Origin of the sequence: Amycolatopsis ultiminotia, assembly GCF_039536925.1 — a bacterium.
GTDB classification, from domain to species: domain Bacteria; phylum Actinomycetota; class Actinomycetes; order Mycobacteriales; family Pseudonocardiaceae; genus Amycolatopsis; species Amycolatopsis ultiminotia.
The window spans coordinates 63,148-76,618 of the sequence record NZ_BAAAZN010000028.1; the positions used below are offsets into that span (position 1 = coordinate 63,148).

Below are 13,471 nucleotides of genomic sequence, written 5' to 3' on the forward strand. Positions count from 1 at the left end.
CCCCTACGGTCCGCAGCGGACCGGTGACCTGCCGGCGACACGGGCTGAAGGTGGGGGTATGACCGACGGGGGAACGGTGGTCGACGCGGCGTCGGCCGGAGTCGAGGGGCTGGCCGACGCCGCGTTGAGCGGTCTGGGGCAGGCCGGTCCGGTCGGCGATCTGGCGCGGCCGGTGGTGGGCGCACTGCGCAACGTGTGGGAGGGCTACTTCGGCGCCCCGGTGCCACCCGGGGGCACCAACTGGAACGCCTACACCCACGAACAGCTGTACCAGATGCTGTGGGACAGCGCCGATGTCGGCGACGTGAGCACGGTCGCCGCGGAATGGCACCGGCACGGCTCGGAAATGCACACGCAGTCCGACACCCTGCGTGCCGAACAGGGCTCCATGCGGGAAAGCTGGAGCGGACCGGCCGCCGAACAGGCCTCCGGGCGGCTCGGCTCGATGGGTGCGCGCAGCACCGGCATCGGCGAACGCGCGACCACCGTCGGGCACGCCACCCAGCAGGCCGGCGACGCACTCGCCACCGCCCGCAACAGCATGCCGAAACCACCGGGCGACCCGACCGGATCCGCAGTCGGCGCGGCCGCCGCCGGGGCCGGTGCGGGTGCGGTGATCGGCGGGGTGCTCGGCGCCGGAGCAGGCGGCATCGGTGCCGCACCCGGCGCGTTGATGGGTGCCGCAATCGGCGCCGTCGCGGGTGGCGGGGCCAGCCTGTTCGTCTCGAACGTCGCGGCGGCCGAGCAAAAAGCCGAAGCGGTGCACGTGATGGAGCGCTACGAAGCCAACCTCCGGGACAGTTCGCACGCGATCAATTCCGCCCCAGGCGGTTCTGCCACCAGCGGGGCCGACGAATCGACCACCGCGTCGAGCTACGCCGGTCCGGTCGGCGGCGTGGCAGGCGGTGGTGCGGCAGGCGGTGCCTCGTGGTCGGCGCTGACCACGGCCGCACCGGTCGAATCCGGGCTGTCCGCCGGACTGCGGTCCACGCTGGGCATGCAAGGCGCGATGCTGGCCCGCAATGCGGCGATGGCCGAGATGGCCGCGGCCCGAGCGGCAGGCGGCAACGGCATGCTCCCCGGTTCCGGCGCCCGCGCGCACGAGGAGGAGGAAGAGGTGCACCAGAACAAGATGCCGGTGCTCGACCAGCCGGTCCTCTCCCCCGACGAACTGACCAGCAGCCCGGTGATCGGACTGTGAACGACGGGAGCATCCGATGACCGGGCACGAGGTCACTCCGCACGCACTGTCCCGGCAGGCAGCCGCGCTGGCCAGGCTCGGCGAGCACACCGGGGGTCTCGCCGATTCGGCCGGCCGGCTGGCCGGGCGGCTGCCCCGGCTCGGCACCGCACCGCCTGCACTGCACCTGGCCCAGCAGTTGCGTGCGGCAGCCGGGGAGGCCGGCCTCACCGGCGAAATCGGTGCCGCGAAAACCGAAATCACCGGATTCCACGAGGCGTTGCGGACCGGTGCGCAGCGGTACCAGGAGCACGAGGCCGAGCTGGAGGAGAAGTTCCAGCGCCTGCAACGGTCCGGCGAATGACCAGCACCCTTGCCCCAGCCGTGCACTTCGGGCTCGTCGAGGCCGATCTGCTGGCCGCGCACGCGGGCGCGAGCTGGCCGTTTCCGCTGCGGGTCCCCGCGTTCGGCCGGATCGAGGGCGAACGCGAGATCCTCTTCGGCGTGGCCGGGCAGGCACTCCAGGCCCGCGACCTCGCCGACGACGCCGGTCCGGCCGGACCGGCGGCCGAGGTCGTGACCGCGCTGCGCGAACGCCGTGGTGTGGTCGACCTGGTGCACACCGGTGAGCACGGCACGGTGGCCGTCGCCGCGCTCGTGTACCGGCAGTCTGCGCTGATCTGCCGGCAGGTCCTCGACCACGATCCGGCCGGCACAGTGGCCGTGCAGCAGATACCGGACACCGGACTGGCCGAGGCGCTGCTGGCGGAAATCCCGCAGACCGACGGTGCCCGCGCGTTGCCGATCACGGTGCCCGCGGGCGCGGTCGACGCGGCGATGGCGCTCACCGAGGACGAGGACGAGGACGACACCTCTCGCGTCCGGCGGCTGCGTGATCTGGTCCAGGACCACGGCGGTGATCCGGCGGTGCTGGACCACCTCGTCGGCCTGCTGGTGCCGGTTTCCGGGCACGGCCAGCTCGGCGCGACCCGCGACGGGCACACCCGGACCGGACCTGAACTGTCCTGGGTGGACGGTCCACGCGGCAGGGTCCGGGTGAACCGGCCGGGCGACGGCTGGCTGAGCGTGAACTCGCTCCGCCGCACCGATCTGCGGTTCACCCTCGGCGAACTGGCGACGATCGCCCGGCGGCCGCGCTGAGCGCCACCGAACGACTGCTCGCCCGATCTGAAAGGAGTGCCATGCGCACCGATCCCGTCGACCCGGAGCAGTGGCTGGCCGGGTACGACCGCACGCTGGCCCGCGCCGCGGCGAACGCACGAGCGGCAAGCGAGAGCCTGCGCAACACCGGCGGGCGCGCGACATCCCCGCGTGGCGAAGTGGAAGTCGAGGTGGGCCCTAGCGGCGCACTGACCGGGCTGCGGCTCAGCCCGGCCGCCCGCGCGCTCGAGGCCGAAGCGCTGGCGCAGCTCATCCTCGGCACCGTGCAGGACGCGCACCGCGAAGCGGCCGCACAGGTCGTGGACATCATGACCGACTACGTCGGCGAAGGTCCGGCGCTGGAGCTCGTGCGGGACAACCTCCCGGTCGATCCGGGCGCCGCGCCCACGCGCCGCGACGACGACTACTTCGCCAACCCGCCGGGGGTCATCGGATGAGCGGCGAGTTCGACGTCGATCCGGCCCAGCTGCGCAGGCATTCGGCCACCGTCGGCGCACTGGCCGACCGGCTCTCCGTGGTGTCCCGCACCGGTCCTGGCGAACTCGGCGACCAGGCACTCGGCACGTTCGCGCAGTTCCTCACCGCCGGTTTGCACAGCGCCGCCGGAAAGGTGGGTGCCGCGATGCAGCACGCGTCGTCCACTGTGCACACAGTCAGTGCAAACCTTTCGCAGGCCGCGGAAAACTACGAACGACGTGACCGGCAGAACGAGCTTTCCCTGCCGCGGGAGGACCTGCGATGAGCACTCCGAACGCCGGGGCGCTGCTGAGCGACCTGAAGACGACCACGCAGGCGGTGCAGAACCAGGACTGGGTCTCCGCCGGAATCGGCGGCGCGAGCACCGCACTGGACCTGCTCGGCGCGACGTCGGATCCGTTGTCCGCGTTGACCTCCGCCGGGTTCGGCATGATCACCGAGCTGGTGCGGTTCCTCGAGGACCCGCTGAAGCAACTGCAGGGCAACCCGGACGCGGTGGCCACGCATTCGCAGGGCTTCGAGGACGGCGGGAGCCAGGTGTCCTCGGTTGCCGACGACTACCGGCAGTCCGCGGCACCGGAGACCTCCGAATGGTCCGGTTCGGCCGCGTCCGGCTACCGCGACACCAGTGCACAGCACGCGGACTGCGTCGAGGCGGTCGGACAGGCGAGCACTGCCGTCTCGAGCGCGGTGGCAGGCGCGGGAAAGGTCGTGGCCAAGGCACAGCAGGAGGTCGGCGGCCTGATCTCGGAGGCCGTCGGGCAGATCATCACGCTGATGACCCAGGCATTGGCGTCCGCACAGGCCACTTTCGGCGCCAGCGTCGCCGCGGCCATCCCGCAGGCGGTCCAGATCGCGACCGACTACGGGCAGCGGATCGCGCAGAAACTCGGCGTACTGCTGTCGGATTCGCAGAACCTGCTCCAGCTGATGACGTCGGTCCTGCAGGGCGTGGAAGCGGTCACACAGCTGATGACGCAACTCAGCGAAGGCACCAAGAACACCGGCGAGGAACCGACCACGTCCGGCTCCGGCCCCAGCGGCTCGGCCACGGTCGGAGCCGACCCGTACGACAACACGACATCCGACACGGACGGCAGCACCACGTCGGGCAGCGACAACTACTCCACCAACGGCCAGGACACCGCCAGCAGCACCGCATCCGGGCAGGGCACCTACGGCACCGGGCACGACGGCAGCACCGTGTCCGGCCAAGGCAGCTACCGCGCCACCGGGCCGGAAGGTGTCCCCGCCGGCTCCGGGCAGTCCGCCGGTGACTCCGGCACGACCGGCGCCGATTCGCACGACGGCGGGGCTTCCGGGCCGAAGCTGACCGTGTCCGTGGAGGTCAGTCTGCCCGGCCCGAACTGAGCGTCGTGCGTAGCTCGCGGTCCAGTGCCGGGCCGGGTTCCACGTCGAGGTCGGTCCGGAGGCGGGCGCGGATGCGCCGGTGCACAGCCAGCGCGTCGGCCCGCCGCCCGCCGGCACGCAGTGCGCGCATCAGCAGTACTGCCAACGGTTCCCGGTACGGGTGGACCGCGAGGAGCGCGAACAGCTCGGCGACCACCTCATCCACCCTGCCCAGTTGCAACTGCGCCATTGCCTTGTCCTGCACCAAGGTCAGCCGCTGTTCGGTCAGCCGAAGGCGCTCCCCCTCCGCGAACGGGCCGGGCAGACCGGCGAGCGGCTCACCCTGGAACAACGCCAGCGCCGCATCGGCGGCGTCCACCGCAGCGGGAAAGTCGCCTGTCTGCGAGGCCTGCTCCGCTTCCGCCACCCGCGTCTCGAATTCCGTGACGTCCACCCGGACCCGGTCACCCTCGAACCGGTAAGCCCCGCGGGCGCTGGCGATCACCGAATCCTCGGTGCGTTCCCCGTCGGCACGAAGGCCTTTGCGCAGCCGGTGCACGTAGACCGGAACCACCCGGCCACCGGTCCCCGGCGGTTCGAGGCCCCACACGTCGTCGAGCAGTTCACCCGCGCGCACCGGTACGCCCGGCCGCAGCAGCAACGCGGCCAGCAACGCCTGCTGCCGTACCGGGCCGAGGTCCAGTGCCCGGCCGCCGCGCCAGGCCCGCAGCGGGCCGAGCACGCTGAACCGCAGCCCGGAATCCGGCCGCTGCGCCACGACCGGTTCCCGGCCGGGCGCGACGAGACCGTGATCGAAGGCGTACACGATGGCCGCCGCCCGGTCCCGCAACCGCAGTTTGGCCCGTACCCGCCCGAGTTCGCTCTCCACGGTGGCCTCGGAAATCCCCAGCGCCGTGGCGATCTCGGCATCCGTGTGCCCGCGGCCCGCCGAGGCGAGCACCGCCATCTCACGCGGGGTGAGCAATCCCGGCGGCAGACGTTCGCCGGACGTCTCGCGGAAAGTGCTGAGCACGCGGCCGGTCACGGTGGGGTCGAGCCAGGCGTCCCCCGCGGCGACCGCGCGCACCGCCCGGATCAGGTCCTCGGCCGGGGAATCCTTGAGCACGTAGCCGACCGCGCCCGCACGCAGCACGCCGGCGAGCAGTTCGTCGTCGTCGAACGTGGTCAGTGCGAGCACCGGCGGCCGTGCCCCGGCCGCACGCAGCCGCCGGGTCGCTTCGATCCCGTCGATCCGCTTCATCCGCAGGTCCATCACCACGACGTCGACCTCACCCGCAGCGGTCAGCGCGGCAGGCACCTCGGCCCCGTCCGCGCATTCCCCGGCCACCACGAACCCGTCGCGGGCACGCAGGATCCGGCGCAGCCCGGACCGCACGAGTTCCTGGTCGTCGACGAGCAGCACCCGGGTCACGAGGCGGCCCCGTGCGAAACCGGCACCGTGACGTCCACGACCCAGTCCGGCCCGGCCGGACCGGCGTGCAGCACCGCACCCAGCTGCTCGGCCCGCGCGGCCATCCCGGCCAGCCCGGATCCGCCGCCGGGGCCGGTTTCCCCGGACAGTCCATTGCGGATGGTCAAGCGCGCGTGGCCGGCACCGATCCGCAGCCGCACCGACGCGGTCGCCGCCGGGGCGTGCTTGACGACGTTGGCCAGCGACTCCTGGACGATGCGGTAGAGCCCGAGCCCGGCCACGGCGTCGACCGCGCTCACCTCACCCTCCAGTTCGTAGTGCGTGTCCAGTCCGGCGGCCTTGGTGTCGGCCACCAGATCCCCGATGTCACCCGCACCGGGCAATGGTCTCGTGCCCGCGGATTCGCGGGAAAGCAGCCCGACCGTGCGCCGGACGTCGGCCATCGCCGCACGGCCGACCCGTTCGGCTTCGGTGAGCGCTTCCACGGCTTCGTCCACGTCACGGTCGGTGCGCAGCCCGTGCCGCGCACCCGTGACGTGCAGCAGGGTGATGCTCAGCGAATGCGCGACGACGTCGTGCACCTCGCGGGCGATCCGTTGCCGCTCGGACAGCATCGCCTGTTCCCGCACCGCGTCCTGCTTACCTCGCTCGGCGTCCAGCGCCCGCACGTACCAGCGGAGCATGAACCCGGCGCACAACCCGAGCAGCACGGCGAGCGTGTACACCGGGAACCCGACCAGACCGACCGTCATCCAGGCCGCCGCGAGCAACGCCACCCCGGCCGCGGTGACCGCGAAGGCCAGCCCGGCCGAAGCGATCGCCGCCACTTCGGCGGTCAGCACGGCCAGCGGTATCGGCGCGAAATCCGGCACGACCGGGTACGCGAGCAGCAAGCCCACCCCGGCGAGCACCGCGAGCGACTTCTGCCAGGTCCGCACGATCCGGCCGGTCAGCAGCCACAGCAGCGCCGAGTTCTGCGCGAGCAGGAACGCGGCCACCAGCACCCCGGCCGGCGTTCCGCCACGCTGGCCGATCGCGACCACCAGCGCGACCAACGCGAACGTGGTCGTGCCGAGCGGCACCCACCACGGCAGGGTGATGCCGGACCTGGCCATCGCGGTGCCGAGCCGCACCCGGACCCGGTCCCGTACCTTCCCCCACACCGGCTCCACCCTAGGAAACCCCCGCCGCAACCGCCATCACCGGCCCGGACCGCGGACCCGGTTCGCCTACGATGCCGGGATGGCTTCCAGCGGCTCCTACAACCGGCGGGAACGGCCGGCCAAACCGGCGTTGAGCAGGGACGGCATCGTCGCGGCCGCACTGGACGTGGTGCGCAGGGAGGGCGCGGAGCGGGTCACCATGCGGCGGCTGGCCAAGGAACTCGACACCGGACCGGCCTCGCTCTACGTCTACCTCAGCGACACCGAGGAGCTGCACGCCGCGGTGCTCGACGAACTGCTCGGCGAAATCGACACCGGCCGCGGCACCGGCGGCTGGCGCGACCGTCTGTGGACGCTCACCTCGGCGTATCAGGACCTGCTGTACGCCTACCCGGGGCTGGCCCGCGTCGCGCTGGTGACCCGGCTGAACGGACCGCACTACCTCGGGATCGTGGACACCGTGCTCGGCCTGCTCGCCGAGGGCGGGCTGCCTGCCGGACCGGCCGCGTGGACGGTCGATCTCCTGCTGCTGGTCGTCACCGCCAGCGCGGTCGAACACGGCACCCAGCGGGGCAGGCCGGCCTCGGACCGCGAACACGACGCACTGGTGGAGATCCTCCGGTCGGTCTCCCCGGAAAGCCATCCGCACATCGCCGCCGCGGGGGACGCCCTGACCTCCGGCTCCGGGCACAGCCGGAGCCGGTGGGCGCTGGACACCCTGCTCAACGGCGCCCGCGCCACCCCGCTACCCGCCGAGGACTGAGCAACGAAAAACGGCCCCGGCGACGAAAATCCGTCACCGGGGCCGTCCGTTGTGGAGGATCAGACCAGGTCGAACCGGTCCGCATCCGCCACCTTGTGCCAGGCGGCCACGAAGTCCCGCACGAACTTCTCCTTCGCGTCGTCGCTCGCGTAGACCTCGGCGACGGCACGCAGTTCGGAGTTCGAGCCGAAGATCAGGTCGACCCTGGAACCGGTCCACTTGACCTCACCGGTGGCGCGGTCACGGCCTTCGAACCGCTCACCGTCCTCGGAGAGCGGCGTCCACTCCGTGCCCTGGTCGAGCAGGTTCGCGAAGAAGTCGTTGGTCAGCAGGCCGGGGTTCGCGGTGAACACCCCGTCGGCCGACCCCTGGTAGTTCGCACCCAGCACCCGCAGACCGCCGATCAGCACGGTCAGTTCCGGCGCGCTCAGGTTCAGCAGGTTCGCCCGATCCACCAGCAGGTACTCCGACGGCAGCCGGCCCGCCTTACCGCGGTAGTTGCGGAAACCGTCGTTGGCCGGCTCGAGCGGCGCGAACGAATCCGCGTCGGTCTGCTCCTGCGAGGCGTCCGTGCGGCCTGCCGAGAACGGCACCTGCACCTCGACCCCGGCGTCCTTCGCGGCCTTCTCGACCGCGGCCGCGCCACCCAGCACGATCAGGTCGGCGAGCGAGATCTTCTTCCCGCCGGTCTGCGCGCTGTTGAAGGACTCCTGGATCCCCTCCAGCGTGCGCAGCACCTGCGCCAGCTGGTCCGGCTCGTTGACCTCCCAGCCGCGCTGCGGCTCGAGCCGGATGCGGGCACCGTTCGCGCCACCGCGCTTGTCACTGGCGCGGAAGGTCGAAGCGGACGCCCACGCGGTGGAGACCAGCTGCGCCACGGTCAGGCCGGAGTCGAGGATCTTCGCCTTGAGCTCCGCCACGTCCGCGTCGCCGACCAGCTCGTGGTCCACCTCGGGCACCGGGTCCTGCCAGATCAGCCGCTCCTGCGGCACCTGCGGGCCGAGGTAACGCTGGATCGGGCCCATGTCGCGGTGGGTGAGCTTGAACCAGGCACGGGCGAAGGCGTCCGCGAACTCGTCCGGGTTCTCGTAGTACCGGCGCGAGATCGGCTCGTAGATCGGGTCGAAGCGGAGCGCGAGGTCACTGGTCAGCATGCTCGGGGTGCGGTCGAGCTTGCCGGTCTCCGGGTCCGGCACGGTGTTGCGCGCCTTGCCACCCGCAGGCGTCCACTGCTTGGCGCCCGCCGGGCTCTCGGTGAGCTCCCAGTCGTACTCGAACAGGTTGTGGAAGAACCAGTTGCTCCACTGCACCGGGGTGGGCGTCCAGGTGACCTCCAGCCCGGAGCCGATGGCGTCGCGGCCCTTGCCGGAGCCGAACTCGCTCTTCCAGCCCAGCCCCTGCTGCTCGATCGGTGCACCCTCCGGCTCGGCACCCTTGTGCGATTCCGGTGCCGCACCGTGGGTCTTGCCGAAGGTGTGCCCGCCGGCGATCAGCGCGACGGTCTCCTCGTCGTTCATCGCCATCCGGGCGAAGGTCTCGCGGATGTCGCGGGCCGAGGCCAGCGGGTCCGGGTTGCCGTTGGGGCCTTCCGGGTTGACGTAGATCAGGCCCATCTGCACCGCGGCCAGCGGCTCCTCGAGCTCGCGGTCACCGCTGTAGCGCTCGTCGCCGAGCCAGGTGCGCTCCGGACCCCAGTAGACGTCCTCGTCCGGCTCCCAGACGTCCTTGCGGCCACCGGCGAAGCCGAAGGTGGTGAAGCCCATCGTCTCCAGCGCCCGGTTGCCGGTGAAGATCATCAGGTCGGCCCACGAGATCTTGCGGCCGTACTTCTTCTTGACCGGCCACAGCAGCCGGCGTGCCTTGTCCAGGTTGACGTTGTCCGGCCAGCTGTTGAGCGGCGCGAACCGCTGCATGCCCGCGCCGGCCCCGCCGCGGCCGTCCTCGATCCGGTAGGTGCCGGCACTGTGCCAGGCCATCCGGATCATCAGGCCGCCGTAGTGCCCGAAGTCCGCGGGCCACCAGTCCTGCGAGGTGGTCAGCAGCTCGTCCACGTCGCGAGCGAGCTCATCGAGGTCGAGGGAGAGGAATTCCTTGCCGTAGTCGAAGTCCTCGCCCATCGGGTCCGCCGCGGGGCCGTGTTTGCGCAGGATCTTCAGGTTCAGCTGGTTGGGCCACCACTCGCGGTTGCTGCCCCCCTCGGTCGGGTGGCCGAACCGCCCGGTCCTGACCGGGCACCCGCCCGCGCTCTCTTCGTTAACCTCGCCAAGTACGGAGTCAGGGGTGTCAGACACTGCAATCCTTCCGGGAATCAGAGATGGAGCTCAGAAGCCGAGGCGGTGGAACAGGCCGGGCAGCGCCCCCAGTAGACGACCTCGGCCTCGTCGATGACGAACCCGTTGGCGTCGGAGGGAGTGAGGCAGGGCGCCGGGCCGACCGCACAGTCGACGTCGGCGATGGCACCGCACGAACGGCACACGACGTGGTGGTGATTGTCCCCGACCCGTGCCTCGTACCGGGCGAGGGAACCGGGCGGCTGGATACGCCGCAGCAGCCCCGCACCGGTCAGCGCGCGCAGCACGTCGTAGACGGCCTGGTGCGAAACCTCACCGAGGTCCGCGCGCACGACACCGATGATGGACTCCGTATCGGCGTGCGAATGGGCATGGACCGCGGACAGCACGGCCACCCGGGGGCGCGTCACCCGCAGTGCTGCCCCGCGCAGCATCCGCTCGAAGTCCGTAGTCGTCGGCACGTCACGGAGTCTGCCGCATTTTCTGGAATGAATCAAGATTGGCACCCGATCGGGAGTGGCCCGCCTGACGGTGGCGCGACCGCGCGATCACGCTACGGTGGAGTCCCGCAGGAGACGCACGACACACCCGAGGTGACGCCAGCATGTCCGAGGCCGCCGAATCGCCCAGCTCCCACCCGGTCGGGGTGGACATCACCAGGGCGAGCATCGCCCGGGTGTACGACGCAGCGCTGAACGGCACGAACAACTACGAGATCGACCGCAGGGTGCTGCAACAGGTGGCCACGGTGGCGCCGGAGGTCAACGACCTCGCGTGGTCGAACCGCAACTTCCTCATCCGCGCCTGCCGTTTCCTCGCCACCCAGGGCCGCGTCACCCAGTACCTCGACTGCGGTTCCGGACTGCCCACCGCGGAGAACACCCACCAGGTGGTACAGCGGATCATCCCGGACGCCGGGGTGCTGTACGTGGACAACGACCCGGTGGTGGTCGCACACGGACGCGCGCTGCTGGAGGAGAACGAGCACACGAAGTTCGTCGAGGCGGACATCTTCAAGCCCGAGCAGGTGCTGGAGAACGAGACCGCGCGGGAGTTCTTCGACTGGACCCAGCCGATCGCACTGTTGCAGAACGGCACGCTGCACCACTACCTCGGCGACGACTACGCCCAGCTGATGCAGACCTATGTGGATGCACTGCCCGCCGGTTCGTTCGTGGTGGTGGCCCACTTCCTCGACCCGCAGACGCCGGAGCACAGCGAGATCGCGCGGCAGATGGAGGAGAAGTTCACGCACAGCCCGATGGGCAGCGGACTGTTCCGCACCGCCGAGCAGATCAAGGACATGTTCGGCGGCACCGAACTCGTCGCACCCGGCCTGGTGCTGTGCGACGACTGGTGGCCGGACGGCCCCCGCTACCAGCCGCTGAACCAGGTCCAGGAGTGCATCGCGGGAGCGGTCGGCCGCAAGGCCTGATCCGCGCGGCTCAGTCCGCCCGGCGGAAGTCCCGCTCGGACGGCGGCGCATCGGATTCAGCGCAACCACACTGCAACGCCCGGTGCCGGACGGCCGGATGAGGTACTGGGTGCAGCGTGCCCCGGCCGCTCAGTAGTGGATGGCTCCCGACTGGCCGCCGCCCGCTGCGATCGCGTCGCCGTTGATCGCGGCGCTGCGCGGGGACGCGAGGAAGGCCACTACGTCCGCCACCTCGGCGGCGGTGACCAGCCTGCCGATGCTCACCCCCGCGGCCAGTTCGGCCTCCGCTTCGGCCGCGGTGATCCCGCGCTCCGCGGCGCGGCTCGCCAGCATCGCCGTGACGGGTTCGGTGACCGTGAAGCCGGGGTGGACCACGGTGACGGTGATCCCGGACGGCCCGAGTTCGTCCGCGAGGTTCTTCGTCATCGCGGCCACCGCGACGTTGCGGATGGACCCGAAGGTGGAACTGGCCGTGCGCGCGTTGAGGCCGCTGACGTTGACGATCCGGCCCCAGCCCCGTGCCCGCATGCCGGGGGCGAACGCACGGGCGCAGCGCAGGTAGCCGAGCACCTTCGTCTCGACCTGCCGGCGGAGGTCCTCGTCGCGCAGCTCCGCGAGCGGGGTCCGCGCGCCGGTCGCCGCCTCCGCCGCGCAGTTGACCAGGATGTCCACCCCGCCGAGTTCCGCGGTCACCCGTTCCGCCATGGCCGCCACGGACGCGTCGTCGGTGGTGTCCGCGACCACCGGGAGCACCTTGGTGCGCTGTCCGGCGAGGCGGTCCGCGGCCGCGGACAGTGCGCTTTCACCCCTCGCGACGAGTGCCAGATCCGCGCCCTCCGCGGCGAGCACCTCCGCGACCGCCAGTCCGATGCCCCGGCTCCCGCCGGTGACCACCGCACGCTTGCCGGTCAGGTCCAGGTCCACGTTCGTACCTCTTTCCGTTCAACGACGACGGCGGGGCCTGCCCGGTTTCGGCGCGCCGCGCCGCCGGGCCGGTGCCCGCGCGGGCTGGGCGGGTTTGGCCTGCTTCCGCCCGGGTTCGCCGCCTTTCGCCACCGCCTCCTGCCGTCCGCGGGTGCTGTTGACGGTCCGCCCGCGGACGACGCCGATGAACCGCTCCATCAGGTCGGTGGTCTCGCCCTCGGGCCAGGACAGCGCGACCCGCGACTGCGGGGCGTCGACGAGCGGCCGGTAGGTCAGGTCCCGGCGGTGGTGCAGCCGGGCCAGCGACTGCGGCACCACGAGCAGGCCGGCCCCCGCGGCGACCAGTTCGATCGCGTCGCCGGTGGTGGCTGGGCGGGTCAGCGCAGACCGGCCGGGCGGGGTGGCCCAGCCGAGTGTGTTGTCGAGCGGGTGCAGCACGACGTCCTCGTCCAGGTCCGCGCAGGACACCTCGTCGGCCGCGGCGATCAGATGGTCCTTCGGGACGACGACCACCGTGGTCTCGGTGTAGAGCGGGATCGCGTGCAGGCCCTCGCGGTCGCCGGGGATCCGCAGCAGCGCCGCGTCGGCCCGGCCCTGGCGCACCGCGTCCGCGGCCTCCGCGGCAGGCACTGCGACGAGGTCCAGCGGCACCCCCGGCTCACGTTCGCGCCAGATCCGCACCCATTTCGCCGGCGTCGCCCCCGGCACGCAGGCCAGCCGGAACGCCGGGGGTTGCTCCGCTGCGGTCACCGGGCCAGATTACCCGGGCCGGGCCGGATTACCCTGGCGGCATGACGTCGCAGAAGACCCCCCAGACGATGAAGCCGGCCACCGCGGCCAAGAAGCTGGGGGTCTACCTCGAAGCCACCCCCGCCGAGTTCCGCGCGGGCGTGGTCTCCCGCGACGAGCTGAACGCCCTGCAGGCCGATCCGCCGGAATGGCTGCGGGACCTGCGCCGCGACGGGCCGCACCCGCGCCCGGTCGTCGCGGCCAAGCTGGGCATCTCCATCGGCGGGCTGGCCCGCGGCGGGATCACCGAACCGCTGACCACCGAGCAGATCGACGCGCTCAAGGCCGACGATCCGGAGTGGCTGCAACGGGAACGCAGCACCCAGGCCGAGGTCCGCCGCGAGACGGCGCGGCTGAAGGCCCGCGAGTCCGGGGACTGAACCCGCCGACGTCCACAACGGACCCGATCGCCCGTCCGGGTCCCTCGGTTTCGCACTGCAGGCCGGGTGACTACGCTCGGTGTACCGGCCGGCACAACAGCACGT

Annotated in this window: 15 protein-coding genes and 1 pseudogene; 9 read left to right on the forward strand and 7 right to left on the reverse strand. The window is 71.7% G+C overall.

Features of this window, described 5'->3' with window-relative positions; all coding sequences use genetic code 11:
• The first annotated feature begins 58 nt into the window (after window positions 1–58).
• The 6 genes from ABD793_RS39365 to ABD793_RS39390 are packed head-to-tail and all read left to right on the forward strand — an operon-like array spanning window position 59 to window position 4,210.
• Window positions 59–1,201, forward strand: coding sequence for a WXG100 family type VII secretion target (locus ABD793_RS39365; protein ID WP_344868720.1), 1,143 nt, complete (start codon window positions 59–61; stop codon window positions 1,199–1,201).
• A gap of 16 nt (window positions 1,202–1,217) precedes the next feature.
• Window positions 1,218–1,544: a hypothetical protein gene (locus ABD793_RS39370; RefSeq protein WP_344868722.1), complete on the forward strand. Its 327-nt coding sequence runs from the start codon at window positions 1,218–1,220 to the stop codon at window positions 1,542–1,544.
• Window positions 1,541–2,341: an ESX secretion-associated protein EspG gene (locus tag ABD793_RS39375; protein ID WP_344868723.1), complete on the forward strand. Its 801-nt coding sequence runs from the start codon at window positions 1,541–1,543 to the stop codon at window positions 2,339–2,341. Before ABD793_RS39370 ends, ABD793_RS39375 begins: the two co-directional genes overlap by 4 nt.
• 41 nt (window positions 2,342–2,382) lie before the next feature.
• On the forward strand, window positions 2,383–2,799 hold the full coding sequence (locus ABD793_RS39380; protein ID WP_344868724.1) for a YbaB/EbfC family nucleoid-associated protein: 417 nt from the start codon (window positions 2,383–2,385) through the stop codon (window positions 2,797–2,799).
• A complete protein-coding gene (locus tag ABD793_RS39385) occupies window positions 2,796–3,104 on the forward strand; it encodes a type VII secretion target (protein WP_344868725.1) in 309 nt (102 codons plus the stop codon). Before ABD793_RS39380 ends, ABD793_RS39385 begins: the two co-directional genes overlap by 4 nt.
• Window positions 3,101–4,210 carry a WXG100 family type VII secretion target gene (locus tag ABD793_RS39390; RefSeq protein WP_344868727.1) on the forward strand — a complete coding sequence of 370 codons (1,110 nt, stop codon included), beginning with the start codon at window positions 3,101–3,103 and terminating at the stop codon, window positions 4,208–4,210. The genes ABD793_RS39385 and ABD793_RS39390 overlap by 4 nt, the downstream gene beginning before the upstream one ends.
• Here the strand turns inward: ABD793_RS39390 and ABD793_RS39395 are convergent.
• The 3 genes and pseudogenes from ABD793_RS39395 to ABD793_RS39405 form a co-directional block, all read right to left on the reverse strand.
• Window positions 4,188–4,967, reverse strand: a complete 780-nt coding sequence (locus ABD793_RS39395; protein WP_344868776.1) for an AfsR/SARP family transcriptional regulator — start codon at window positions 4,965–4,967, stop codon at window positions 4,188–4,190. The two genes, ABD793_RS39390 and ABD793_RS39395, sit on opposite strands and share 23 nt — an antisense overlap.
• Before the next feature lie 12 nt (window positions 4,968–4,979).
• Window positions 4,980–5,666, reverse strand: a pseudogene (locus ABD793_RS39400) (response regulator transcription factor); the annotation flags it as partial.
• Window positions 5,618–6,784, reverse strand: coding sequence for a sensor histidine kinase (locus ABD793_RS39405; protein ID WP_344868729.1), 1,167 nt, complete (start codon window positions 6,782–6,784; stop codon window positions 5,618–5,620). The gene ABD793_RS39405 and the pseudogene ABD793_RS39400, both read right to left, overlap by 49 nt.
• Window positions 6,785–6,863: 79 nt before the next feature.
• Between ABD793_RS39405 and ABD793_RS39410 the strand changes: the two genes are divergently transcribed.
• The gene (locus tag ABD793_RS39410) at window positions 6,864–7,547 is read left to right on the forward strand and encodes a TetR/AcrR family transcriptional regulator (protein WP_344868730.1); all 684 of its coding nucleotides are present in this window, start codon (window positions 6,864–6,866) and stop codon (window positions 7,545–7,547) included.
• A 59-nt stretch (window positions 7,548–7,606) separates the two neighbouring features.
• Here ABD793_RS39410 and katG read toward each other — a convergent pair whose 3' ends face one another.
• Window positions 7,607–9,838: a catalase/peroxidase HPI gene (gene katG, locus ABD793_RS39415; RefSeq protein WP_344868731.1), complete on the reverse strand. Its 2,232-nt coding sequence runs from the start codon at window positions 9,836–9,838 to the stop codon at window positions 7,607–7,609.
• Between the two features lie 17 nt (window positions 9,839–9,855).
• Complete coding sequence (locus ABD793_RS39420; protein ID WP_344868733.1) at window positions 9,856–10,299, reverse strand: Fur family transcriptional regulator; 444 nt, start codon at window positions 10,297–10,299, stop codon at window positions 9,856–9,858.
• A 143-nt stretch (window positions 10,300–10,442) separates the two neighbouring features.
• Between ABD793_RS39420 and ABD793_RS39425 the strand changes: the two genes are divergently transcribed.
• Complete coding sequence (locus ABD793_RS39425; protein WP_344868735.1) at window positions 10,443–11,273, forward strand: SAM-dependent methyltransferase; 831 nt, start codon at window positions 10,443–10,445, stop codon at window positions 11,271–11,273.
• 129 nt (window positions 11,274–11,402) lie between these two features.
• Here ABD793_RS39425 and ABD793_RS39430 read toward each other — a convergent pair whose 3' ends face one another.
• Entirely contained in the window at window positions 11,403–12,197 is a 795-nt protein-coding gene (locus ABD793_RS39430; RefSeq protein ID WP_344868737.1) for an SDR family NAD(P)-dependent oxidoreductase, read from the reverse strand.
• An 18-nt stretch (window positions 12,198–12,215) separates the two neighbouring features.
• Window positions 12,216–12,947, reverse strand: coding sequence for a LysR family substrate-binding domain-containing protein (locus ABD793_RS39435; RefSeq protein WP_344868738.1), 732 nt, complete (start codon window positions 12,945–12,947; stop codon window positions 12,216–12,218).
• Window positions 12,948–12,988: 41 nt separating this feature from the next.
• Here ABD793_RS39435 and ABD793_RS39440 point away from each other — a divergent pair, with 41 nt between their 5' ends.
• Window positions 12,989–13,366: a DUF5997 family protein gene (locus ABD793_RS39440; RefSeq protein WP_344868740.1), complete on the forward strand. Its 378-nt coding sequence runs from the start codon at window positions 12,989–12,991 to the stop codon at window positions 13,364–13,366.
• Window positions 13,367–13,471: the final 105 nt, after the last annotated feature.